The sequence below is a fragment of the Mycobacterium sp. DHQP2018-32-09 genome (assembly GCF_058148405.1).
Genome location: NZ_JBYVYK010000001.1, coordinates 37,753 through 59,515, shown reverse-complemented (window position 1 = coordinate 59,515; position 21,763 = coordinate 37,753). Strand labels below are relative to the sequence as shown.

Sequence of the window (21,763 nt, the reverse complement as noted above, 5' to 3'; positions counted from 1 at the left end):
GGGAACGGTGACCGCTGGAATGGTGACCCCTCAGCGCTCGGCCATGCAAACCGCGCGCCCCGCCAGCAGCTCGGCCAGGTGCATCGCGGTGACCCCGGCGAGGTCGGCGAGCTGGGTGCGGCAGCTGAAACCGTCGGCCAGGAAGACGGTCCCCGCGGGCGCCGCGCGCACGGCGGGCAGCAGCTGCTGCTCCGCCACGGCCACCGACACCTCGTAGTGGCCCTTCTCGACCCCGAAGTTGCCCGCCAGGCCACAGCACCCGGACAGGCGCGTGACCTCGGCGCCGGTACGGGCGAGCAGCGCCAGGTCGGCGTCGAACCCCAGCATCGACGCGTGATGGCAGTGCGGCTGCACGACGACGCGCAGGCCCGACAGATCCGGTGGCGTCCAGGAGTCGGTGCGGCCCAACAGTTCCGCCAGCGTGACGACGTTGCCGGCCACCTCGGCCGCCCGCGGGCCGGCCACCAGGTCGACGGCGTCGTGGCGCAGCACGGCCGCGCACGAGGGTTCCAGCGCGACGACGGGGATGCCGGCGGCGCAGTACGGGTGCAGCTGGTCGATCAGCTCGGACACCTTCGTGCGCGCCGTGTCGAGCTGGCCCGTGGTGATCCACGTCAGGCCGCAGCACCGTGGGCGGGCCAGCGTCCGCACGCGGTGCCCGGCGTCCTCCAGCAGGGCCACCGCCGCGCGCCCGGCCCCGGTGGCGAAGTACTCGGTGAACGTGTCGGCCCACAGCACCACCGTGGGGTCCTCGGCGGGCGGTGCGGGCATCGTCGCCCCGAACCTGCGGGTGGCGAACGCCGGCAGGATGCGCCGCTGGTCGACCCCCGCTGCCCAACGCGCCAGGTGCACCACGCCGGGCAGGCGTAGTCCCGCGTTGGCCATCCGGGCCACCGGTGCGGTCAGGCGGGCGAGGGCGGGCAGTCGGCCCAACACGTAATGGCTGCGGGGACGCCGCCGCCCCCGGTAGGTCTGGTACAGCACCTCCGACTTGTAGGTCGCCATGTCCACGCCCGTGGGGCAGTCGCTGGCGCAACCCTTGCAGGACAGGCACAGATCGAGGGCGGCGTGCACCTCCGGTGCCGCGAAGCCGCCGCCGACCAACCGGCCGTCCACCATCTCCTGTAGCACGCGGGCCCGCCCGCGCGTGGAATCCTTCTCCTCACGCGTCGCGAGGTACGACGGGCACATCACCCCGGTGGCACCGGGGGTGCCGACGCACTTGCCGACGCCGGTACAGCGGTGCACGGCCGCGCCCAGATCGCCGTGGTCGGCCAGCAGCCGCAGCCCCAGCGGGGCCCGCACCGCGCCGCGACCCGTCCCGCGCAGGTCCGCGTCGACGGCCACCGGGTCGACCAGGACCCCGGGGTTGAGGACGCCGTCGGGATCGAAGGCGGCCTTGAGTTCGCCGAACAGCGTCAGCGCAGCGGGGGAGTACATGTGGCCCAACAGTTCCGAGCGGGCGCGGCCGTCGCCGTGCTCCCCGGACATCGATCCGCCGTAGCCGGCGACCAGCTTCGCGGCGTCGGTGAGGAAGCGGCGGAACACGGTGCGCCCACCCGCCTCGTCGAGCGGGAAGTCGATGCGGACGTGCACGCAGCCGTCGCCGAAGTGGCCGTACGGAACTCCGTGCACGCCATGGTCTTCCAGCAGCAGGCCGAAGTCGCGCAGGTAGTCGCCCAACCGGTCTGGAGGTACCGCCGCGTCCTCCCAGCCCGCCAGCGCGGGCCGGTCCCACACGCGCGAGGCGAGCCCGGCCCCCTCCTCGCGGATGCGCCACAGCAGCGCCTGCTCGTGCGCATCGACGACGTGCCGGTGGCCGACGGCATGGGCCGTCGCGACCGCGCGGTCGGCCACGGCCCGCAGTTCACCGGGCTCGTTCCCGGCGAACTCGACGTACAGGAAGTCCTGCCCCGCAGGGTATTCCGGCACCGCGGCCGCGCCGTGCGCCGCCCGGTAGACGTCGACGATGCGCCCCCCGAGGCCCTCGCAGGCCACCGGCCCCAGCGGCAACAGTGCCGGCACGGCGTCGGCGGCGTCGGCGATCGAGGGATACCCCAGGACGACGCAGTGGCGGTGAGCCGGCTCGTCGACCACGTGCACCGTGGCGCCCAGGGACACCGCGAGCGTGCCCTCCGAGCCCGCCAGGAACCGCGCCACGTCGAAACCGCGCTCGGGCAGCAGGTGCTCGGCGGAGTACCCGGACACCTGCCTGCCGAAGCGGCCGAACTCCGTGCGGATGGTCGCCAGCCGCGCGTCGACGAGTCCGCGGACGCGGTCCAGCGTCGGCGATCCGACGAAAGGCCCCGTGGCAGAGGTGAGTCGAAGGCGCTCGCCCGTACCGAGGACGACGTCGAGCCCGGCGACGTTGTCCGCCGCGCGGCCGTAACCCAGCGCCCGGCTGCCGCACGCGTTGTTGCCGATCATGCCGCCGACGGTGCACCGACTGTGCGACGACGGGTCGGGCCCGTACCGCAACCCGGTGCCCGCCAGCCGGCGTTGCAGCGCGGCGTGCACGACGCCGGGATCGACGGTGGCGGTGCGCGCCTCGACGTCGACGTGGCCGATCCGGTGCAGGTGACGCGCCACGTCGACCACGATGCCGGTGCCGACGGCATTGCCGGCGATCGACGTGCCCGCGCCCCGCATGGTCACCGGCACCCCGGCCGCGCGGGCCACCGCCACGGTGGCGATGACCTCGTCGGCGTGCCGGGGTCGCACCACGACCTGCGGCACCACCCGGTACAGCGACGCGTCGGTGCTGTAGAGCGCACGCGTCAACGTGGTGTCGTCGACGTCGGTGAGCCCGGCGCGGCGCAGCTCGGCGACGACGTCGGTGGGGGGCGGCACCTCGGGTCGGGACCTAGGTCGCCTGCTCGGCGGCCTGGTCGAGATCGCCTTGATCGTGTTCGCGCGACACCTCGACCATGAAGTTGGCGAAGTAGCCGGTGAGCTGCGGATCGCTCATCATCTGCCACGAGGGTGCCAGCAGCTTCATGTAGCGCTCGACGTAGAGGAACTGCTTGCCGATCAGCACCAGTTCGCGCGGCAGCTTCACGTCGTAGGCGTCGGCCAGTGCCGAGAGTTGCTTGCCGATCTCGGCGTAACTGAGGTCGCCGAGCGACTTCATGGTCAGCGGTGTGGCGAACTTCTCGAGGTCCTTGGCCGCCTGCGCCTCGGGCTTGACGGTGCCCACCGCCCCCATGAGCACGACGATCTTGCCCGCGGCGGCGTGGTCCTTCTTGACCAGCAGCGCGTAGACCAGTTCGCGCAGCAGCCAACGGGTCCGCGGATCGATGCGGCCCATGATGCCGAAGTCGAAGAACACGATCTTGCCGTCGTCGTCGACGTAGAGGTTGCCGGCGTGCAGGTCGCCGTGGAACAGCCCGTGGCGCAGGCCGCCCTCGAAGACGCTGAACAGCAGCGCCTTCACCAGCGCCTCACCGTCGAAGCCCTTCCTGCGGATGGTGGCCACGTCGTCGATGCGGGTGCCCTGGATGCGCTCCATGGTCAGCACGCGCTCGCTGGTCAGGTCCCAGAAGACCTGCGCGACCCGGATGTTCTCCCCGAGCGGGGAGGCGTGCATGTGCGCCACCCACGCGTCCATCGACTGCGCTTCGAGGCGGAAGTCCAGTTCTTCTGCCAGGTTGTCGGCGAAGTCGGCCACGACGTCCCGGGCGGACAGCCGCTGGCCCAGCTTGGCGTACTCCACCAGGCGCGCGCCGCGCTTGAGGATCTGCAGGTCGGCGGCCACGCGGCGGCGGATGCCGGGGCGCTGGATCTTGACCACGACCTCCTCGCCGGTGTGCAGCGTGGCGTAGTGCACCTGCGCGATGGAGGCCGACGCGAACGGTTCCTCGTCGAAGTATTTGAACAGATTGGCCGGATCGTCGCCGAGTTCGGCGCGCAGCAGCGCGTGGACGTCGTCGCGCTTGGCCGGGGGCACCCGGTCCAGCAGGCCGCGGAACTCGCGGCTCAACGGTTCGCCGAAGGCTCCCGGACTGGAGGCGATGATCTGGCCCAGCTTGACGTACGTGGGGCCCAGGTCGGAGAACGCCTGGGGGATCTGCTTGACGACCTTCTGTTGCAGCGAACCGCGTCCGGTGAGGGAGGCGACGACGCGCGCGCCGGTCCTGGTGAGTTGCCATCCGGTGGCTCCGACCCTGGCAGCCTCGATGGGCAGGGGCACGCGCTCGAGCCGATTGACCGCGCGGTGCTGCGGCTTCCGCGTAGTACTCATGTGTGCAGTGTCTCAAAACGTCGGTCGGGGCCAAAACTCGCGGGCGGTCGCCTCACGCGAACGGGACCCCGGCTGCCGCGCGATCCGCGCCGGTCAGCGCCCCGGGCACGGTGTGCGGCGCCAGGTCCGGGTCGACCCCTCCCGCGACCCGGGCCTGCGCCTGCTCGAACTCGGGCACCGGGCCCGCGGCCAGCCGCAGCCCGTTGATGGTGGTCCACACCGCCGCGCGCCGCGTCGTGCGTTCCACGACGTTGGGGCTGCGGTGGCCCACCAGTTGCATGGCCCACGTGGGCAGCGTGTCGCGGATGGCCCAGTCGACGGCGTTCTGCGGCAGCGGGAGATGGCTGCCGGTGGCCATCGCGGCGCCGTGCGTCAGCGCCAGCTTGGGCAGGTAGGACTTGAGGCAGTCGTGCGTCTCGGCCTTGGTGTGGGGCAGGTCGGTGCCGCCCAGCGCATGGCCGACGCGCACGAACTCGCCGTAGTAGCGGTCGAGTTTCTTGCCGCGCAACGGATTCGGGTGATACATCTCGTGCGCCGTCGCCAGCCCCCACACGACCGTGGCGTAGTTCCAGCGCAACCACGCCGGATCCTCGGCGTCGTAGACCGCGCCGTCGGGGCGGACGCCCTTGATCGTGTGGTGCATGGCGCGCACGGTGGTGGCGAGCCGCTCGGCGGTGGCCGTCGAGCCGTAGGCGGTGCCGATGAAGAACGCGATCGAGTGTCCGAGGCGCACCAGCAGGCCCTCCGGGTCGATCCGCGGCGGCATCGCAGGGTCTGGCGCAGATTCCTCGGAGCGCTGGACGAGCCGGGAGTGGTGCACGCCCATCCAGTAGATCGACGGGTCGAGGCGCTCCAGGTACGCCGCGCACTGCAGCCCGAAGATCAGCGCGGGCAGGTGGGAGTGCACGTGCCACACGGCGCTGCCCGGTCCGAACCACCCCGGATCGCCTTCGGGTTCGGCGAACTGCATGCCACGGAAGTAGTGCTGGCGCACGTTCTCGTCGAAGACGCGCTGGACGGGCTGCCCGACGAACTGCAGCGGCAACTTCCAGACGGCTGGGAACATGGCGGACCCCTCGTGTCGGCGACGGTGACCGCCACGCTACCCCAATCTGGACACGGCCGTATCCAGAATTTGCGCGAGCCCGTACGCTGAGCCCATGACGACGCCGACGAGGTGGGCGGGCGTGCCGCTGTGCGATCGCCGCACGGAACGGCGCGCGTTGCTGGTCGACGCCGCGTTCACCCTCTTCGGCGAGGGCGGCGAGGGCACGGTCTCGGTACGCTCGGTGTGCCGCGCCTGCGGGTTGAACACGCGGTACTTCTACGAGAGCTTTCGCGACGTCGACGAACTGCTCGGCGCGGCCTACGACCGCACCGTCGTCGGGCTCGGCGAGGCCGTGGCGGCTGCCGTCGCCGCCACCGACGGCAGCCGGCGCGCCAAGACCCGGGCCGGCATGGCGGCGGTGCTCGGGTACAGCTCGGCCGACCCGCGCCGAGGGCGGCTGCTGTTCACCGGCGCACCCGGCAACCCCATCCTGGCCGACCGCAGGCACGCCACCCAGGAGGTGCTGTTCCAACTGGTCGTCGACGAGGACGAGCGGCGGCATCCCGACGCCGACCCCGTGGCCACCCGCGTCGGCGCGGCCATGTACACGGGCGCCATGACCGAGCTGGTCCGCCAGTGGCTGTCCGGACGGCTCGGCGACGACCTGGAGGTGGTCGTCGACCGCGCCATGCACCGGATCGCGGGGGACCGCGACTAGACGGGCTGCTTGCCCCACGGCGTCAACCACGGGGTGGGTTCCCAGTCCTCGAGGCCGGCGAGCAACTCGTAGAGCGTGGCGCCGTCGATGCTCTCGCGGATCACGTCGCCCTGGCCCGCGTGCCGCGCCAGTTCCTCGATCAGGTGCAGGATCACCCAGCGCACCGACCACGCCGACACGTCCTTCGGGAACCACGGGACGCCGGGAGGCACCGGCACCGGCGCCCCGAGATCGGCCTCGTCGATGAGGCGCATGGTCTCGGCGTTCTGGGCGTCGAATGCGGCGAGCACGTCGGCGAGCGTCTCGTCGTCGCGCAGGACGAACTCGTCGCCGTAGTCGGCGCTCTGCTCGGCCATGGGGCGCCGGTCGCTCGCGGTGAGTTCGGGAGCGGCGGCCACGCGCTGCATCCAGCCGCGCTGGCAGACCGTCACGTGCTTGATCAGTCCGCCGAGCGACAGCGCGCTGACCGACGGCGTCGCGCGCGCCTGCTCGTCGGTGAGCCCGAAGACGATGGCGTGGAACGCGTACTGCTGGGCGGCGAGGTAGGCCTTGAGGCCGGCGCGCTCGTCGGCGACGGGTGGGGGCATGGCGGGCATGTCAGTGCTCCTCGTGGGTGGTGGGGTGGGAATCGGGGTGGGTGGTGGGGTGGGAATCGGGGTGGCTGGTGGGGTGGGAATCGGGGCGCGTGTGCAGGTACAGGTCGCGCAGCAGCGCGATCTCGGCGCCGTGGTGGATCACCTCGCGGTTGACGTGCAGCACCAGGTCGGCCATCGGGTGCTCGGCCCACGGTCCCTCCGCGGGGCCGACGGGACGCCACAGCGCGGCGTCGTCGAGGGTGCGCACGCCGTCGCACCACGACCGGTAGGCGTCGTCGAGCTGGCGCAGCGCGGTCGTGGCGTCGGCGGCGTAGGGCCACGATGCGTAGTCCGCAGGCGGTCCGCCGAAGTGCGAGTGCGCACGCACCGCCAGCACGCCCACGATGACGTGCGCCAACCGCCACGCGATGGTGGTCAGCGGCGCCGGATCAGGAGTCGGGTGCGTGAAGTCGACGGTCGCCGTGCCCGCGGCCCCGGTGGGCGGGTGCACCGTCCAGCACCCCGGGACGGGTTCCCAGAAGTACTCGGCGTCGGTCAGCCCCTCCAACCGCGGTCGCAGCTGACCGTGCCAGTGGAACTCGAGTTGATCCGCCAATCGCAGTGCCGTGTCGTTTCGCATGTCGTCAGCCTCGCACCGGTTTAGGACTGTTTCGGTCCTAAGAATGCGCGACACTGGACGCATGGCCGAGACCACCGCCCGCGTCCTGCAGTTGCTCGGGCTGCTGCAGTCCCGCCGCGTCTGGTCGGGAGAGGAACTCGCCGAACGCCTCGGCGTCACCGGCCGCTGCGTCCGCCGCGACGTCGACCGCCTCCGCGACCTCGGCTACCCCGTGCTGGCGAGCAGAGGCCACGGCGGCGGCTACCAACTGGGCGCCGGGGCCGCGCTGCCGCCCCTGCTGCTCGACCCCGACGAGGCCGTCGCCATGGCCGTGTGCCTGCGCGTCGCCGCGGGCGGCAGCGTCGCGGGCATCGCCGAATCGGCCGTGCGCGCCCTGTCCAAGCTCGACCAGGTGCTGCCGGCACGGCTGCGATCCCAGGTCTCGGCGCTACACGACGCCACCGTCACCCTGACCTCGGGAACACCCGGTGAACTCGTCGAACCCGACGTGTTGATGACGCTGGCGCGCGCCGGTCGCGACCGCGAACACGTCACGTGCGGTTACGTCGACATGCGCGGCAACCGCACCACCCGCCGCCTCGAACCGCACCAGCTGGTGACGACCGGACGGCGGTGGTACCTGCTGGCCTACGACCGCGACCGCGCCGACTGGCGCAGCCTGCGCCTGGACCGGATGTCGGACGTGACCGCGGTGGGCACCACCTTCGCGCCCCGCGAGGCCCCCGACGCCGCGGCCTACGTGCGCCGGTCCATCACCTCGTCGCCCTACCCGCACGTGGCCCGCGTGCGCTACCACGCCAGCGCCGAGGCCATCGAGCGGGTGTTCAGCGCCGCCTCCGTCGAGGTGCATCCCGACGGACCCGACGCGTGCATCGTCACCGCGGGCGCCGGCGACCCCGAACGCATGGTGCCGTGGCTCGCCATGCCCGGCGTCGACTTCGAGGTCCTGGAACCGCCCGAGGTGATCGCCGCCGTCGCGGCCGTCGCAGACCGGCTGCGCCGTGCGGCGGGCTGACGTCAGCGCCGCGACTTGCGGCGGTTCGCCGCGGCGTCGTGCCATCGCAGGCGCAGCAGCAACAGACCACGGTGCGCCTCGAAGCCCAGCGACAGGGCGTCGCGGCGCTTGGGCGCGGGGCGAGATGCGGCGTGGGCGGTGTTCACGGTGATTCCACTGTGACAGATTTCGCGGCGTCCGGCACGCGGGCGCGGGGGTGCGCACACTGTCGGCCGAATGAATTGTCGCCCAACGGCAGCCAACCGTCGCGGCGACGGTGTGCGACGCTCGTGGTCTCGCACTCCCACGGAGGTGGACACGCCCGATGACCCTGACGCTCGCCCTCGACGTCGGCGGGACCAAGATCGCCGTCGGCCTGGTCGCCGACGACGGCACGCTGGTCCACCGCGACCAGCGGCCCACGCCTACGGGCACCGCCGAGGCCGTGTGGACGGTCGCCGACGCCCTGCTCCGCGACGCCCTGAGCCACACAGGCGCGGCCGTGACGGGGACCGGCATCTCCTCGGCGGGACCCATCGACCTCCCCTCGGGCACCGTCAGCCCCATCAACATCCCCCAGTGGCAGCGTTTTCCCCTCGTGGAACGGGTCGGCGGCATCGTCGACCGCCCCGTCCGGCTCGGCGGTGACGGGCTCTGCATGGCGCTGGGGGAACACTGGCGGGGCGCCGGCCGCGGCGCCGACTTCCTGCTCGGCATGGTCGTGTCCACCGGCATCGGCGGCGGCCTCGTACTCGACGGCGCGCCGTTCCACGGGCGCACCGGCAACGCCGGGCACGTCGGCCACGTCGTCGTCGAACCCGACGGCCACCCGTGCACCTGCGGTGGCCGCGGCTGCGTCGAGACCGTCGCCGCAGGGCCGCACCTGGTGCGCTGGGCGCGCGAGCACGGCTGGTCGGCGCCACCGGACGCCGACGCCAAGGTCCTGGCCAACGACGCCCGCCGCGGCGTCGCCGTCGCCGTCCGCGCCTACCACCGGGGCGCCGCCGCGGTGGCCTCCATGATCGCGGGGGTCGCTGCGACGTGCGACCTGGACCTCGTGGTCGTCGGCGGGGGCGTGGCCCAGGCCGGCGAGTTGCTGTTCGGTCCCGTCCGGGAGGCGCTGCGCCGCCACGCCGGACTGACGTTCCTGCACGACCTGCGCGTGGTCCCTGCCGCACTCGGTGGCGACGCGGGCCTGGTGGGGGCGGCCGCCCTCGTCGTCGGCGCGGGCCCGACACGTCCGACGCCGACCGCCCGGACCGACCCGTGACCGGTGAGGCGGGCGCCGCGCACCCCGAGGTGCTGATCGTCGGGTACGGCAACGTGCTGCGCGGCGACGACGGCGTGGGATCGCTCGTGGTGCGGCACCTCTCGGAAACAGACGTACCCGAGGGCGTGCGATTGGTCGACGGTGCGACCGCGGGGATGGACGTCGCGTTCCACCTCGAGGGGGCCGGTCGCGTCGTGATCGTCGACGCCGCGGCGACGGGCGCCGCGCCCGGCACCGTCGTCGAGATGACCGGTGCCGAACTCGCCGAGCGCACGCCGCTGCGGGGCCTGCACTCACACTCGATGCGGTGGGACCACGCCCTGGCGTTCGCGCGCTGGGCGCTCGGTGACGACTGTCCGACCGACGTCATCGTCTTCCTCGTCGAGATCGCCGGTGTCGACCTCGGCGCCGAGCTGTCCGCGCCGGTGCGGGCGGCGATGGAGCGGGTCGTCGACGTCATCGAGGCGCGGTTCGTGGCGCCGCTGCGGCGGCCCCAGCCCGGGCCCGCTGGGTTCCCCGCGGGCGGCTAGCGATTCCCCGCGCCCCAACCGGCGGGGCAGAAGTCACGCAGCCAGGCGAACCAGGCGGCCATGCCCGCACCGGTGCGCGCGCTCACCGGCAGGATGGTCGCGGTGGGGTTCACCGCGCGCACGTGGGCGACGTAGCGGTCGACGTCGGCGTCGAGATGCGGCGCCAGGTCGACCTTGTTGAGCAACACCAGGTCGACGGCGCGGAACATCACCGGGTACTTGAACGGCTTGTCCTCGCCCTCGGTCACCGAGTACACCATGGCCTTGGCGTGCTCGCCGACGTCGAACTCGGCCGGGCACACCAGGTTTCCCACGTTCTCCACGATCACCAGATCGAGCGTCGACAGCCGCAGGCCCCGCAGCGCGCGAGCGACCATCGGCGCGTCCAGGTGGCATTCGCCGCCGAACCCGTCGCCGGTGTTGATCAGCGAGACCGCGGCGCCACGACCGGACAGCGCGGCCGCATCCAGGTCCGTGGCGATGTCCCCTTCGACGATGCCGATGGCCCGCTCGCCGGCGAGCGCGTCGAGGGTGGCCGCCAAGACCGCGGTCTTGCCCGACCCCGGTGATCCCATCAGGTTCAGTGCGCGTACCCCGTGCGCGGCGAACGCCGCCCGGTTGGCGCTCGCCCGCGCGTCGTTCTCGGCGAAGACCGACTGCAGGATCTCGAGCCGGACGGAGCCCGTCGCGTAACCGTCGAAACCGTGCCCGCCGTCGTGCCCGCCGTCGTGTCCGTCGTCGTGGCGGTGGACGGTGCCCATCAGGCGAGATCCAGTGTCGTCACCAGGAACTCGTCGCCGCGCAGCACCTCGACGTCGGCGCCGGCGCAGTGCGGGCAGCGCACCGCCCACCGGGACGCGATCTCGCCGCGGCGCCCGCACGCGGCGCAGCGCACCTCGGCCGGCACCAGCTCCGTCTCGAGTGCCGCGTCGGGGAGACCCTCGTACTCGCGGACGACCGACCAGCAGAACTGCAGGGATTCCGGGACCACCTGGCGCAGTGCCCCCACCCGGACGCGCACCACCTCGACGCGACGCCCGGCCGCGTGGGGCCGCACCGCCCTCGCGATCGCCCGGCACAACGACAGCTCGTGCACGCATCCATGCTGCCGCACGGGCGCGGCGCGGGTATCGGGATCGCACGGCGGGACCGACCGGAATTTCCCTGTGCAACAGTCGTTGTCGCGGCGCGACGACCGCACTACCCTGATCCCACCCGACCGTGCCGGCAGCTCCGAGGACACGGTGGGCCGTTGCTGCTCGGGGGGTCCATGACGGGCGATCGAGACGCCGTCGAGGCGGTGCGGATCCGGCTCGACATCACCGGGGTCGTCCAGGGCGTCGGCTTCCGGCCCACCGTCGCGCGCATCGCGGCCCGCCACGGCGTGACCGGCTTCGTGTACAACGACGCCGGCGCCGTCCGGTGTGAGATGCAGGGCGCCGAGGCGGCGGTGGCCGCCGCCGTCGCCGCGATCCGCGACGACGGACCGCCGTTGGCCCGCGTCGACGACGTCCAGATCGCCGTCGTGGAACCGATACCCGGCGATGTCGGCGGCTTCCGCATCGGCGAGAGCCGGTCGGTGACGACGGCGCGCACCCTCGTCCCCCCGGACGTGGCGACCTGCGCGGACTGCCTGCGCGAGCTCCGCGACCCCGCCGACCGCCGGTTCGGGCACCCGTTCATCACGTGCACCAACTGCGGACCGCGCTTCACCGTGATCACGGCGCTGCCCTACGACCGGCCCGGGACCACCATGGCCGGCTTCCCGATGTGCGCGGCGTGCACCGCCGAGTACACCGATCCCACGAACCGGCGCTGGCACGCCCAGACCATCGCGTGCCCCGACTGCGGCCCCCGGCTGAGCTGGCGCGGGCCGGGGGACACCCGCGACCCCATGGCGTGCGCCGTCGGTGCCCTACGAGCCGGAGGCGTGGTGGCCGTGAAGGGCATCGGCGGTTACCACCTGGCCTGCCGCGCCGACGACGCCGTCGCGGTCGACCGGCTCCGTCGGCGAAAAGGCCGGCCCGCCAAGCCCTTTGCCGTGATGGTCGCCGACCTCGACGCCGCGCGAGCCGTGGTCGAGGTGACCGACGCCGCGGCGGCGGCACTGACCTCGCCCGCCGCGCCGATCGTGCTGGCGCCACGGACCGGGCGGGGGGTGGCCGCCGGCGTCGCGCCGCGGCTGCTCGACCTGGGCGTGCTGCTGGCCTACTCGCCGGTGCACCACCTGCTGTTCGACCGGCTGGGCCGAATGCCGCTGGTGCTCACGTCGGCCAACGCCGGGGGGTCGCCCATCGTCCACCGCGACGACGACCTGTCGTGGATCGACGACGTCGTCGACGGCGTGCTGAGCCACGACCGCCCCATCCACGTGCCGTGCGAGGACTCGGTGTGCAGCGTCACCCCGGCCGGCATCCGGCCGGTGCGACGCTCACGCGGCTACGCGCCGCTGCCCGTCGCGGTGCCCCGTGCCGACGGGCCCGTGATCCTCGCGACCGGCGGCGACGTCAAAACGACGCTCGCCCTGTTGAGCTCCGACGGCCACGCCCACCTGTCGGCCCACCTCGGCGACATGGCCGATCCGCGGACCCAGGCCGCCTTCGACCACGCGCTGGAACACCTGGCGCACCTGACCGACCGTCGCGCCGAGGTGATCGCGTGCGACGCCCACCCCGGCTACGCGACCACCGCCTGGGCCCGGCGTCGCGGGCTGCGGTCGGTGCCCGTGCAGCACCACCACGCCCATGCCGTGACGTTGCTCGCCGACCACGGCCGGATCGGCACGCCGCTGCTGGCCGTCGCCTACGACGGCGCGGGATACGGCGCCGACGCGACCATCTGGGGCGGTGAGCTGTTGGCCGTGCCCGACACCGACCGGTGCATCCGGGTGGGTCACCTCGCCCCGTTCGCGCTGCCCGGCGGTGACCATGCGACGCGGCGGCCTGCCCGGATCGCGCTCGACCTGCTCTACCGGACCGGCATCGCGTGGGATCTCGCGCCCGCCCCCGTCGCCGCGGTGGGCCGCCACGGGTTGCGCGTCCTGGCCCAGCAGATCCCGCGTGGACTGCGCTGCGTGCCGACCACCAGCATGGGCAGGCTGTTCGACGCCGTCGCCAGCCTCCTCGACGTCTGCCAGGAGGTCACCTACGAGGGGCAGGCCGCGATCGAACTCGAGCACGTGGCACGCACCGGCACGCCGGCAACCGCGACCCTCCCGGTGCGCGCAGGTGTACTCCATCCCGGGCCGCTGCTGTCCGGCCTCGTCGACGGACTGCGGTCAGGCACGCCGGTGGCCGACCTCGCCGCCACGTTCCACCACGCCGTGATCGAGGCGACGGTGACGGCGGCGACCGCCGCCGCGCGTGCGACGCGCATGTCGACCATCGGTCTCACCGGTGGCGTGTTCGCCAACGAACTGCTGACCGCCGGTGTGCGGAACGGATTGCAGCAGAACGGTTTCGACGTGCTGACCCACCGCGTCCTGCCGTGCAACGACGGCGGCCTGGCGGTGGGCCAGGCGGTGATCGCCGCCGCTCGCCTGGCGGCCGAGGGCGAAGGGAGCCGCCGATGTGTCTCGGCATCCCCGGCAGGGTGACGCAGACGTGGGACGACGTGGGCACGCGGATGTGCACCGTCGACTTCGGCGGCACCACGAAGACGGTCTGCCTCGCCTACCTTCCCGACGTCCGGGTGGGGGAGTGGACGATCGTGCACGCGGGTTTCGCGATCACCCGGCTCGACGAGACGTCGGCCCACGAGACGCTGCGGATGTTCGCCGACCTCGGCATGCTCGAGGCCGAACTCGGGGACGCGGACCAGGGCGGGGTGCCGACGCCATGAGATACCTCGACGAGTTCCGCGAACCGACGGCCGCCCGCGCCCTCGTCGAGGAGATCAGGCGCACCGCGACGCGGCGTTGGACGATCATGGAAGTCTGTGGGGGACAGACACATTCGATCATCCGCAACGGCATCGACCAACTGCTGGCCGACGTCGTCGAATTCATCCACGGCCCCGGCTGCCCGGTCTGCGTGACACCGTTGGAGATGATCGACCGGGCGCTGCAGATCGCGGCACGCGACGACGTCGTCTTCTGCTCGTTCGGGGACATGCTGCGCGTCCCCGGCAGCAGCACCGACCTGTACGGCGTGCGGGCCCGCGGCGGTGACGTGCGCATCGTCTACTCGCCCCTGGACGCCACCCGGGTCGCGGCCGACAACCCCGACCGGTCGGTGGTGTTCTTCGGCGTCGGGTTCGAGACCACCGCGCCCGCCAATGCCATGGCGGTGCTGCATGCGCAGCGACTCGGGCTCACCAACTTCTCCCTACTGGCGTCGCACGTGCTGGTACCGCCCGCCATGACCGCCATCCGGCGGGCACCGGGCAACCGGGTACGAGGATTCCTGGCCGCAGGACACGTCTGCTCGGTGATGGGCACCGGCCAATACCGGCGGCTGGTCGACCAATTCGGCGTCCCGATCGTGGTGACCGGGTTCGAACCGCTCGACCTCCTCGAAGGCGTCCGCCAACTCGTCGGGCTGCTGGAAGCCGGCGAGGCAGCGCTGCGCAACGCCTACCCGCGGGCGGTGAACGCGGAGGGCAACGTCGTCGCACGGCAGACGCTGCGCGAGGTGTTCACGGTGACCGATCGGCAGTGGCGCGGCATCGGGACGATCCCCGACTCCGGCTGGGCACTGGCCCCGCGATACGCCCGCTTCGACGCGGAGGTCACCTTCGGCGTCGACCGGCTGCGGGTGCAGGAGTCCACGCGGTGCCGGTCCGGTGAGGTGCTGCAGGGTCTGCTGAAACCGCACGAGTGCGCCGCGTTCGGCACCGCCTGCACGCCGCGCACGCCGCTGGGCGCCACCATGGTGTCGACCGAGGGCGCGTGCGCCGCGTACTACCAGTTCCGCAGGCTGGGAGCGCCCGCCCATGGGTGACGACCCCGCCGCCGTCGAACCCGTCCTCGATCCCGCCGCCCCCGACCCCACCGCGTGGGTGTGCCCGGCACCGCTGCGCGACACCGCGCGCATCGTGCTGGGCCACGGCGGTGGCGGCGTGCTCTCGGCGGAACTGATCGACAACCTCTTCGTCCCCGCATTCGGCTGCAGTTCGGCGCGCGACTCGGCCGTCCTGCCGGTTCCCGGCGGTCGCATCGCGGTCACCACCGACTCCTACGTGGTCCAGCCGCTGTTCTTCCCCGGCGGCACGATCGGGGACCTCGCGGTCAACGGCACCATCAACGACCTGGCGTGCAGCGGCGCCGTACCGGTGGCGCTCACGGCAGGGTTCATCCTCGAGGAGGGCCTCGAACTCGACGTGCTCGATGCCGTCGCCCAGGCCATGGGCGCCGCTGCCGCCGCCGCCGGAGTGCGCATCGTCGCCGGCGACACGAAGGTGGTGCAGCGCGGCGGTGCCGACCGGCTGTTCGTCACCACCGCGGGCGTGGGCGTCGTCCCCGCGGGCGTGGACATCGGCCCCGAGCGGGTGCGTCCCGGCGACGCGGTGCTGATCTCCGGCAACGTCGGCGAACACGGCGTCGCCATCACCAGCGTGCGCGAGGGCATCGACTTCGGCACCCCCGTCGTGTCCGACACCGCACCGCTGCATCACCTGGTGGCCGCCATGCTGGCCGTCGCGGCACCGGCGGTGCGCGCGCTGCGCGACCCGACGCGCGGTGGCGTGGCGGCGTCACTCGTCGAGATCGCCACGACCGCGGGCGTCGGCATCGACGTCGAGGACGCCGCGATCCCGGTACCCGACGCGGTCGCGTCGGCGTGCTCGTTCCTGGGCCTCGACCCGCTGCAGGTCGCCAACGAGGGCAAGCTCATCGCGTTCGTCGACCCCACGCACGCCGACGCCCTGCTCGCCGTGATGCGGGCGCGGCCCGACGGCGCCCGCGCCGCCCGCATCGGGCGGGTCGTCGACGGGCATCCCGGGATGGTGGTGGGGCGAACCGCGTTCGGCACGGCCCGCGTGATCGACCGCGAACTCGGGGAGCAGCTGCCGCGAATCTGCTGACCGCAGCGACGTCACCGCCAGGCGCCGGTTTGGAGCGCGGGCCCGTGCCGGGCTATCCTTGCCCGGTTCCACCGAAGACCGTCGGTCACCGGTTCACGCTCGCGCGGATCGGTCGAAGGTCCCGGCACTGCCGGGCGGCCCACGCAGGAGGACGAGGTAGCAGCCGCCGTTCGAGCGGCACCCATGCGCCCCGACCTGTCTGCGTCGGGGCGTTCGTCGTATGTCGGTCCCTTCACTCCCGTCGGTTGGTGGACGTCCAACCATCACGAGGAGGCAAGCATGGCCAAGGCTGACAAGGCCACCGCGGTCGCCGACATCGCCGAGAAGTTCAAGGAGGCGACGGCCACCGTCGTCACCGAGTACCGCGGTCTGTCGGTGGCCAACCTTGCCGAGCTGCGTAGGTCGCTGGGTTCGTCGACGACCTACACCGTCGCCAAGAACACCCTGGTGAAGCGTGCCGCGGAAGAAGCCGGCATCGAGGGGCTCGACGAGCTCTTCGCCGGCCCCACCGCCATCGCGTTCATCGAGGGCGAGCCGGTCGACGCCGCCAAGGCGATCAAGAAGTTCGCCAAGGACAACAAGGCGCTGATCGTCAAGGGCGGCTACATGGACGGTCGCGCGCTGACCGTCGCCGAGGTCGAGCGCATCGCCGACCTCGAATCGCGTGAGGTGCTGCTGTCCAAGCTGGCCGGCGCCCTCAAGGCAAAGCAGTCCCAGGCCGCTGCGCTGTTCGCAGCTCCCGCGTCCCAGGTCGCGCGCCTTGCCGCAGCTCTGCAAGACAAGAAGGCCGCAGAGGGTTCCTCCGAGCCCGCTGCCTGAACACCCACCCCTAGCTCCACACCGTAAGAAAGGACCATTCACATGGCCAAGCTGTCCACCGACGAATTGCTCGACGCGTTCAAGGAAATGACCCTGCTCGAGCTCTCGGAGTTCGTGAAGCAGTTCGAGGAGACCTTCGACGTCACCGCCGCCGCCCCGGTCGCCGTCGCGGCCGCCGGCCCCGCCGGTGGTGCCCCCGCCGAGGCCGCCGAGGAGCAGTCGGAGTTCGACGTCATCCTCGAGGGTGCCGGCGACAAGAAGATCGGCGTCATCAAGGTCGTCCGCGAGATCGTCTCCGGCCTGGGCCTCAAGGAGGCCAAGGACCTCGTCGACAGCGCCCCCAAGCCGCTGCTCGAGAAGGTCAACAAGGAGGCCGCCGACGACGCCAAGGCCAAGCTCGAGGCCGCCGGCGCTTCGGTGACCGTCAAGTAATTCCGACGCCACGTCGTCGACGGAACCGCCCGGAATCGTCTGATTCCGGGCGGTTTCGCCGTTGCCGGGGACGTTCGCCCCGCACCGGCTCGCGCCCTACACTTCACCGCCATGGTGACCCCGGAGCGGATGCTCGACGCGCTGGCGCTTGCCGGCGTGCCCGCAGTGCTCTGCCGGCGCACGTCCGCGGGTGCCCACGCGGTCACCCGAACGCCTGAGTTCCTGCGCGTCATGTATGGCGTCACCGACCACTTCGACGAGCCCACGCTGCTGTGGCGCGTCGGCTCCGCCTGGCCCGTCTGCGCCGAACCGGTGCTGATCTCACTCGCGTCGCGGTGGAAGTGCGTGCTGCAACCCGCAGGCGACGTCGACGCGTGCATCGCGATGCTGCGCGTCCCCGAGAGCTTCGACGAGCACCACGACACGTTCTTCTCGATCGTGGAGAACCTGCCCGACGTCGTCACCCGCCACGATCGCGAGTATCGCTTCGTCTACGTCAACCCGGCGATCGAGACCAGCACCGGAAAGTCGCCGGAGTTCCGCGTGGGCAAGACGCACACGGAGGCCGGGGCGCCCCGAGAACTCGCTGACGTCTTCGAGGACGTCTACGAGCAGGTGTTCGCCACCGGGAAGCGCGTGGTCAGGGAATTCTCGTACTCCGGGGCGCTCGGCGCGCGGCACTACGTCGGCGAGGCGGTGCCTGAGTTCGACCACGACGGGCAGGTGGCGACCGTGCTGTCCATCGTGCGGGACATCACCGAGATCAAGCGGCTGCAGCGGCAACTCGAACACCTCGCCCACACCGATCCCCTAACGGGCCTGGCGAATCGCCGCAGCCTCCTCGATTTCCTCGACGGGCGACTGCAGCGGGTGCGGTCGGGTGCGGCGACGCTGACCGTGCTGCTGCTCGACGTCGACGCGTTCAAGGAGATCAACGACGGCTTGGGCCACGTGGTGGGTGATCGGGTGCTTGCGGGCATCGCGGACGTGCTGCTGGACGAGACGGGACCCCACGACGTCGCCGCGCGCCTCGGCGGGGACGAGTTCTGCGTCGCGCTGGTAGATGCCGACCCACCCGCCGTCCGTACCGTCGAAGCACGCCTGCGGCGGCGCATCGGTGCCATCGACTTCGGCGATGCCGAAAGCGACTCGCGGTTGTCGGTGGTGGTCAGCGTCGGCGTCGCGCACGCCGAGGCCACCGACGACGTGGCGACGCTGCTGGCCCGCGTCGACGCACTGATGTACGAGGCCAAGCGGCGCGCTCGGTAGAGTGCGCGCATGGCGCTGGGGGAGCAGTGGCTGGACGGCCTGCGACTGGCCGGAGTGGCCGCCTTCCTCTGTCAGCGCACCGACGCCGGTGTCGTGATCACGCGCCGCACACCGGCGTTCGCGTCCGTGGTGGCGAAACCCGATGCGGCCGTTGATGAGTCGCAGCTGCGCGCGCTGCTGAACGCGGCTCTGACCGAATCCGCCGGCGGTGCCGTGGTGTGTGCCCGCGAACCCGACGACCGGTGGAACTGCGTGGCCGTCCCCGTGCCCGCCGACGTCGGAACGCATCTGGTGCTGGTGCGCGTCCCCACCGCCGAGCAGCTGCGCGACGACGTGTTCTACGAGGTGGTGCAGAAACTTCCCGACGTCGTGTCCCGGCACGACCGCCGATACCGACACCTCTACGTCAACCCCGCGGTGGAGCTGGCCACGGCACCGATGCTGGCGTCCGATCTGATCGGCAAGGACCACGTCGAGCTGGGCATGCCCGCCGACCTGTGCCGAACGTGGCAGACCATGTACCGCACCGTCTTCGAGACCGGCGAACAGGTCGAGCAGGAGTTCGAATTCCCCGCCGCCGACGGCCGCCGCCACTACCTGGTGCGGGCACTGCCGGAATTCGGTGCCGACGGGGCGGTGCGCACCGTGTTGGACTCGGCACGCGACGTCAGCGAGTTGCGGGGGCTGCAGCGGCAACTGGAGGCCCTCGCCCAGTCGGATCCGCTGACCGCGCTGCTGAACCGGCGCAGCTTCGATGCCCGGATGGCAACCGAACTGCAACGGGTGCGGACCGGTGCCGGTCGACTGTGCGTCCTGCTGTTCGACGTCGACCGGTTCAAGGCCGTCAACGACCGCTTCGGGCACGCCGTCGGCGACGATGTTTTGGTGGCCGTCGCCGCCGTGCTGCGCCAGGAGATCCAGGTGGACGACTTCGCCGCGCGCCTCGGCGGCGACGAGTTCTGCGTCGGCCTGGTGGACACCGACGACGCCGACTCGGCGGCCATCGCCGAACGCATCCGCGGCCGCATTGGCGACGCGCTGTCGCCGTGGGCCCAGCCCGCGCCGATCACCATCAGCATGGGCGTCACCGCGGCGACCCCGGGCGACGGCTCCGTCGCCGACGTGATGTCCCGGGTGGACGCCCTGATGTACGCCCGCAAGGCCCACTCGTCGCACCCGCGAAATCGATCGTGAGCGCCCCCGTCTGACGGCGGCCGACCGCGGCGAGGTCGCCGCAAGCGTCCGAAGGGGTGCCCGGACATTGGGCGTGGGCTCTCGTGCGGTGCGCTACAGTGACTCAAACCACAGGCGTGTTGGCTGGTGGGCGGGGTGTTCGGACCGGAAGGATCAGGCGTGGGCATCGGCATTCAGGTCGAGGGTTTGACGAAGTCGTTCGGATCTCAGCGAATCTGGGAGGACGTCACCTTCGATTTGCCCGCAGGCGAGGTCAGCGTGCTGCTGGGCCCCTCGGGTACCGGTAAGTCGGTGTTCCTGAAGTCGCTGATCGGGTTGTTGCGTCCGGAGCGCGGCAAGATCATCGTCGACGGCACGAACATCATCGAGTGCTCGGCCAAGGAGCTCTACGAGATCCGCACGCTGTTCGGCGTGATGTTCCAGGACGGCGCCCTGTTCGGGTCGATGAACCTCTACGACAACACGGCGTTCCCGCTTCGTGAGCACACGAAGAAGAAGGAATCCGAGATCCGTCAGATCGTGATGGAGAAGCTGGACCTGGTGGGTCTGGCCGGCGACGAGACGAAGTTCCCCGGTGAGATCTCCGGCGGTATGCGCAAGCGCGCCGGGCTGGCCCGCTCGCTGGTGCTGGACCCGCAGATCATCCTCTGCGACGAGCCCGACTCCGGTCTGGATCCGGTGCGTACGGCCTACCTGTCGCAGTTGTTGATCGACATCAACGCCCAGATCGACTGCACCATCCTGATCGTCACGCACAACATCAACATCGCGCGCACCGTGCCCGACAACATGGGCATGCTGTTCCGCAAGCACCTGGTGATGTTCGGCCCGCGCGAGGTGCTGCTCACCTCGGACGAGCCCGTGGTCAAGCAGTTCCTCAACGGTCGCCGCATCGGGCCCATCGGCATGTCCGAGGAGAAGGACGAGTCGACGATGGCCGAGGAGCAGGCGCTCATCGACGCCGGTCACCACGACGGCGGCGTGGAGGAGATCGAGGGCGTGCCGCCGCAGGTGTCGGCCACCCCGGGCATGCCCGAGCGCAAGGCCGTCGCGCGTCGGCAGGCACGGGTGCGCGAGATCATGCACACGCTGCCGCCGGCCGCTCAAGAAGCCATCCGCGACGACCTCGAGGGCACCAACAAGTACCCCGCGCGCGAATACGACGGTGAGTCGACCGTGGCGCACCACACCGAGGACGAGGCGCCCACCGCGTCCATCCCGGTGCAGCGCGAGAGCTGACGCGCACGGTCGTGGCCGACGTCATCGACTCGGCGGCGTACGCCCGCGTGCGCGAAATGCTCGACCGCCCGGCGACGACCGTCGACGGCTACCTCGACGTGCTGGGCGCCGAACGCGTTCCGCAGACCACCGCGCAACGGCTGATGGGCTCGCGGCTGCTGCCTGCCGTCTACGAGAGCCTGTGGCGGCCGCTGGCGTTCTTCGCGTTCACGATGCGCAACGCCGCCGAGGAGGACCGTCTCAAGCGACGGCTGCTCGACGTCGGTCCCGGCGACGTGGTGCTCGACCTGGCGTGCGGCCCGGGCAACACCAGCCGGTCGATCGTCGAGGACGTCGGTGATGACGGCCTGGTGGTGGGCGCGGACAGCTCGGCCACCATGCTGGAGCAGGCCGTCCGGGACACCCCGGCGCACCGCCCGCTGGCCTACGTCCGCGCCGACGCCGTCGACCTGCCGTTCGCGTCCGGCACCTTCGACGCCGTCAGCTGCTATGGCGCGCTGTACCTCATGGACGATCCGTTCGGCGCCCTCGAGGAGATGGTGCGGGTGCTCAAGCCGGGCGGCCGCATCGCGGTGTTGACGACGTGCGCGCGGGGGCCCGCACACCTGCGGCGACTCACCGTCGCCGCATCGGGGCTGGCGCCGCTGCGGGTGTTCGACGTCCATGAGGTCACCATGGCGTTGCGCGCCGCCGGCCTGGAGCACGTCACCCGGCAGGTGACCGCGGCATCGCAGACCGTCGGTGGTCGCAAACCCGCTGGATGAGCCGCGAACG

The 21,763-nt window shown here is 71.8% G+C and carries 22 protein-coding genes; 14 read left to right on the top strand and 8 right to left on the bottom strand.

Annotated features, from left to right (window positions below; translation table 11 throughout):
* Window positions 1-30: 30 nt before the first annotated feature.
* The 3 genes from AC30CM_RS00270 to AC30CM_RS00260 are packed head-to-tail and all read right to left on the bottom strand — an operon-like array spanning window position 31 to window position 5,306.
* A complete protein-coding gene (locus AC30CM_RS00270) occupies window positions 31-2,850 on the bottom strand; it encodes an FAD-binding and (Fe-S)-binding domain-containing protein (RefSeq protein WP_490114811.1) in 2,820 nt (939 codons plus the stop codon).
* A 13-nt stretch (window positions 2,851-2,863) separates the two neighbouring features.
* The gene (locus AC30CM_RS00265; RefSeq protein ID WP_490114810.1) at window positions 2,864-4,240 is read right to left on the bottom strand and encodes an ABC1 kinase family protein; all 1,377 of its coding nucleotides are present in this window, start codon (window positions 4,238-4,240) and stop codon (window positions 2,864-2,866) included.
* A gap of 52 nt (window positions 4,241-4,292) precedes the next feature.
* Window positions 4,293-5,306 (bottom strand): oxygenase MpaB family protein, encoded by a 1,014-nt coding sequence (locus tag AC30CM_RS00260; RefSeq protein WP_490114809.1) that lies wholly within the window; start codon window positions 5,304-5,306, stop codon window positions 4,293-4,295.
* A gap of 94 nt (window positions 5,307-5,400) precedes the next feature.
* On the opposite strand from AC30CM_RS00260, the gene AC30CM_RS00255 reads away from it, so the two are divergent.
* On the top strand, window positions 5,401-6,006 hold the full coding sequence (locus tag AC30CM_RS00255; protein WP_490114808.1) for a TetR/AcrR family transcriptional regulator: 606 nt from the start codon (window positions 5,401-5,403) through the stop codon (window positions 6,004-6,006).
* Here AC30CM_RS00255 and AC30CM_RS00250 read toward each other — a convergent pair.
* Together AC30CM_RS00250 and AC30CM_RS00245 are read right to left on the bottom strand one after the other, a co-directional pair.
* Entirely contained in the window at window positions 6,003-6,602 is a 600-nt protein-coding gene (locus tag AC30CM_RS00250) for a DinB family protein (RefSeq protein ID WP_490114807.1), read from the bottom strand. The two genes, AC30CM_RS00255 and AC30CM_RS00250, sit on opposite strands and share 4 nt — an antisense overlap.
* 1 nt (window position 6,603) lies before the next feature.
* Window positions 6,604-7,221: a DinB family protein gene (locus AC30CM_RS00245; protein WP_490114806.1), complete on the bottom strand. Its 618-nt coding sequence runs from the start codon at window positions 7,219-7,221 to the stop codon at window positions 6,604-6,606.
* A gap of 61 nt (window positions 7,222-7,282) precedes the next feature.
* Between AC30CM_RS00245 and AC30CM_RS00240 the strand changes: the two genes are divergently transcribed.
* Window positions 7,283-8,236 (top strand): helix-turn-helix transcriptional regulator, encoded by a 954-nt coding sequence (locus AC30CM_RS00240; protein ID WP_490114805.1) that lies wholly within the window; start codon window positions 7,283-7,285, stop codon window positions 8,234-8,236.
* A gap of 2 nt (window positions 8,237-8,238) precedes the next feature.
* Here the strand turns inward: AC30CM_RS00240 and AC30CM_RS00235 are convergent, their stop codons facing one another.
* Window positions 8,239-8,382 carry a hypothetical protein gene (locus tag AC30CM_RS00235; protein WP_490114804.1) on the bottom strand — a complete coding sequence of 48 codons (144 nt, stop codon included), beginning with the start codon at window positions 8,380-8,382 and terminating at the stop codon, window positions 8,239-8,241.
* Between the two features lie 158 nt (window positions 8,383-8,540).
* Between AC30CM_RS00235 and AC30CM_RS00230 the strand changes: the two genes are divergently transcribed.
* Both AC30CM_RS00230 and AC30CM_RS00225 read left to right on the top strand, forming a co-directional pair.
* A complete protein-coding gene (locus tag AC30CM_RS00230) occupies window positions 8,541-9,485 on the top strand; it encodes an ROK family protein (RefSeq protein ID WP_490114803.1) in 945 nt (314 codons plus the stop codon).
* Window positions 9,482-10,015, top strand: a complete 534-nt coding sequence (locus AC30CM_RS00225; protein WP_490114802.1) for a hydrogenase maturation protease — start codon at window positions 9,482-9,484, stop codon at window positions 10,013-10,015. Before AC30CM_RS00230 ends, AC30CM_RS00225 begins: the two co-directional genes overlap by 4 nt.
* On the opposite strand, the gene hypB is transcribed toward AC30CM_RS00225, so the two are convergent.
* Window positions 10,012-10,776 (bottom strand): hydrogenase nickel incorporation protein HypB, encoded by a 765-nt coding sequence (gene hypB / locus AC30CM_RS00220; protein ID WP_490114801.1) that lies wholly within the window; start codon window positions 10,774-10,776, stop codon window positions 10,012-10,014. The two genes, AC30CM_RS00225 and hypB, sit on opposite strands and share 4 nt — an antisense overlap.
* The gene (locus AC30CM_RS00215; protein WP_490114800.1) at window positions 10,776-11,111 is read right to left on the bottom strand and encodes a hydrogenase maturation nickel metallochaperone HypA; all 336 of its coding nucleotides are present in this window, start codon (window positions 11,109-11,111) and stop codon (window positions 10,776-10,778) included. Before AC30CM_RS00215 ends, hypB begins: the two co-directional genes overlap by 1 nt.
* Window positions 11,112-11,285: 174 nt before the next feature.
* On the opposite strand from AC30CM_RS00215, the gene hypF reads away from it, so the two are divergent.
* The 10 genes from hypF to AC30CM_RS00165 all read left to right on the top strand — a co-directional run bounded on the left by hypF (window position 11,286) and on the right by AC30CM_RS00165 (window position 21,753).
* Window positions 11,286-13,610, top strand: coding sequence for a carbamoyltransferase HypF (gene hypF, locus AC30CM_RS00210; RefSeq protein ID WP_490114799.1), 2,325 nt, complete (start codon window positions 11,286-11,288; stop codon window positions 13,608-13,610).
* Entirely contained in the window at window positions 13,583-13,855 is a 273-nt protein-coding gene (locus tag AC30CM_RS00205; RefSeq protein ID WP_490114798.1) for a HypC/HybG/HupF family hydrogenase formation chaperone, read from the top strand. The genes hypF and AC30CM_RS00205 overlap by 28 nt, the downstream gene beginning before the upstream one ends.
* Window positions 13,852-14,955, top strand: a complete 1,104-nt coding sequence (gene hypD / locus AC30CM_RS00200) for a hydrogenase formation protein HypD (RefSeq protein WP_490114797.1) — start codon at window positions 13,852-13,854, stop codon at window positions 14,953-14,955. The genes AC30CM_RS00205 and hypD overlap by 4 nt, the downstream gene beginning before the upstream one ends.
* A complete protein-coding gene (gene hypE / locus AC30CM_RS00195; RefSeq protein ID WP_490114796.1) occupies window positions 14,948-16,036 on the top strand; it encodes a hydrogenase expression/formation protein HypE in 1,089 nt (362 codons plus the stop codon). The genes hypD and hypE overlap by 8 nt, the downstream gene beginning before the upstream one ends.
* Window positions 16,037-16,315: 279 nt before the next feature.
* On the top strand, window positions 16,316-16,855 hold the full coding sequence (gene rplJ, locus AC30CM_RS00190) for a 50S ribosomal protein L10 (protein WP_490114795.1): 540 nt from the start codon (window positions 16,316-16,318) through the stop codon (window positions 16,853-16,855).
* Between the two features lie 42 nt (window positions 16,856-16,897).
* Window positions 16,898-17,287 (top strand): 50S ribosomal protein L7/L12, encoded by a 390-nt coding sequence (gene rplL, locus AC30CM_RS00185; protein WP_163733537.1) that lies wholly within the window; start codon window positions 16,898-16,900, stop codon window positions 17,285-17,287.
* Between the two features lie 111 nt (window positions 17,288-17,398).
* Window positions 17,399-18,556 (top strand): GGDEF domain-containing protein, encoded by a 1,158-nt coding sequence (locus tag AC30CM_RS00180; protein WP_490114794.1) that lies wholly within the window; start codon window positions 17,399-17,401, stop codon window positions 18,554-18,556.
* 9 nt (window positions 18,557-18,565) lie between these two features.
* Window positions 18,566-19,750, top strand: coding sequence for a GGDEF domain-containing protein (locus AC30CM_RS00175; RefSeq protein ID WP_490114793.1), 1,185 nt, complete (start codon window positions 18,566-18,568; stop codon window positions 19,748-19,750).
* Window positions 19,751-19,909: 159 nt separating this feature from the next.
* A complete protein-coding gene (locus AC30CM_RS00170; RefSeq protein WP_490114792.1) occupies window positions 19,910-20,989 on the top strand; it encodes an ABC transporter ATP-binding protein in 1,080 nt (359 codons plus the stop codon).
* 11 nt (window positions 20,990-21,000) lie between these two features.
* Window positions 21,001-21,753: a methyltransferase domain-containing protein gene (locus AC30CM_RS00165; protein WP_490114791.1), complete on the top strand. Its 753-nt coding sequence runs from the start codon at window positions 21,001-21,003 to the stop codon at window positions 21,751-21,753.
* Window positions 21,754-21,763 lie beyond the last annotated feature (10 nt).

Bases quoted from the DNA above. Each gene is read 5' to 3' on its own strand.
- AC30CM_RS00265 (WP_490114810.1), bottom strand. From the start codon at position 4,240: ATGAGTACTACGCGGAAGCCGCAGCACCGCGCGGTCAATCGGCTCGAG.
- AC30CM_RS00260 (WP_490114809.1), bottom strand. From the start codon at position 5,306: ATGTTCCCAGCCGTCTGGAAGTTGCCGCTGCAGTTCGTCGGGCAGCCC.
- AC30CM_RS00255 (WP_490114808.1), top strand. From the start codon at position 5,401: ATGACGACGCCGACGAGGTGGGCGGGCGTGCCGCTGTGCGATCGCCGC.
- AC30CM_RS00250 (WP_490114807.1), bottom strand. From the start codon at position 6,602: ATGCCCGCCATGCCCCCACCCGTCGCCGACGAGCGCGCCGGCCTCAAG.
- AC30CM_RS00245 (WP_490114806.1), bottom strand. From the start codon at position 7,221: ATGCGAAACGACACGGCACTGCGATTGGCGGATCAACTCGAGTTCCAC.
- AC30CM_RS00240 (WP_490114805.1), top strand. From the start codon at position 7,283: ATGGCCGAGACCACCGCCCGCGTCCTGCAGTTGCTCGGGCTGCTGCAG.
- AC30CM_RS00230 (WP_490114803.1), top strand. From the start codon at position 8,541: ATGACCCTGACGCTCGCCCTCGACGTCGGCGGGACCAAGATCGCCGTC.
- hypB (WP_490114801.1), bottom strand. From the start codon at position 10,776: ATGGGCACCGTCCACCGCCACGACGACGGACACGACGGCGGGCACGAC.
- hypF (WP_490114799.1), top strand. From the start codon at position 11,286: ATGACGGGCGATCGAGACGCCGTCGAGGCGGTGCGGATCCGGCTCGAC.
- AC30CM_RS00205 (WP_490114798.1), top strand. From the start codon at position 13,583: ATGTGTCTCGGCATCCCCGGCAGGGTGACGCAGACGTGGGACGACGTG.
- hypD (WP_490114797.1), top strand. From the start codon at position 13,852: ATGAGATACCTCGACGAGTTCCGCGAACCGACGGCCGCCCGCGCCCTC.
- hypE (WP_490114796.1), top strand. From the start codon at position 14,948: ATGGGTGACGACCCCGCCGCCGTCGAACCCGTCCTCGATCCCGCCGCC.
- rplJ (WP_490114795.1), top strand. From the start codon at position 16,316: ATGGCCAAGGCTGACAAGGCCACCGCGGTCGCCGACATCGCCGAGAAG.
- rplL (WP_163733537.1), top strand. From the start codon at position 16,898: ATGGCCAAGCTGTCCACCGACGAATTGCTCGACGCGTTCAAGGAAATG.
- AC30CM_RS00180 (WP_490114794.1), top strand. From the start codon at position 17,399: ATGGTGACCCCGGAGCGGATGCTCGACGCGCTGGCGCTTGCCGGCGTG.
- AC30CM_RS00175 (WP_490114793.1), top strand. From the start codon at position 18,566: ATGGCGCTGGGGGAGCAGTGGCTGGACGGCCTGCGACTGGCCGGAGTG.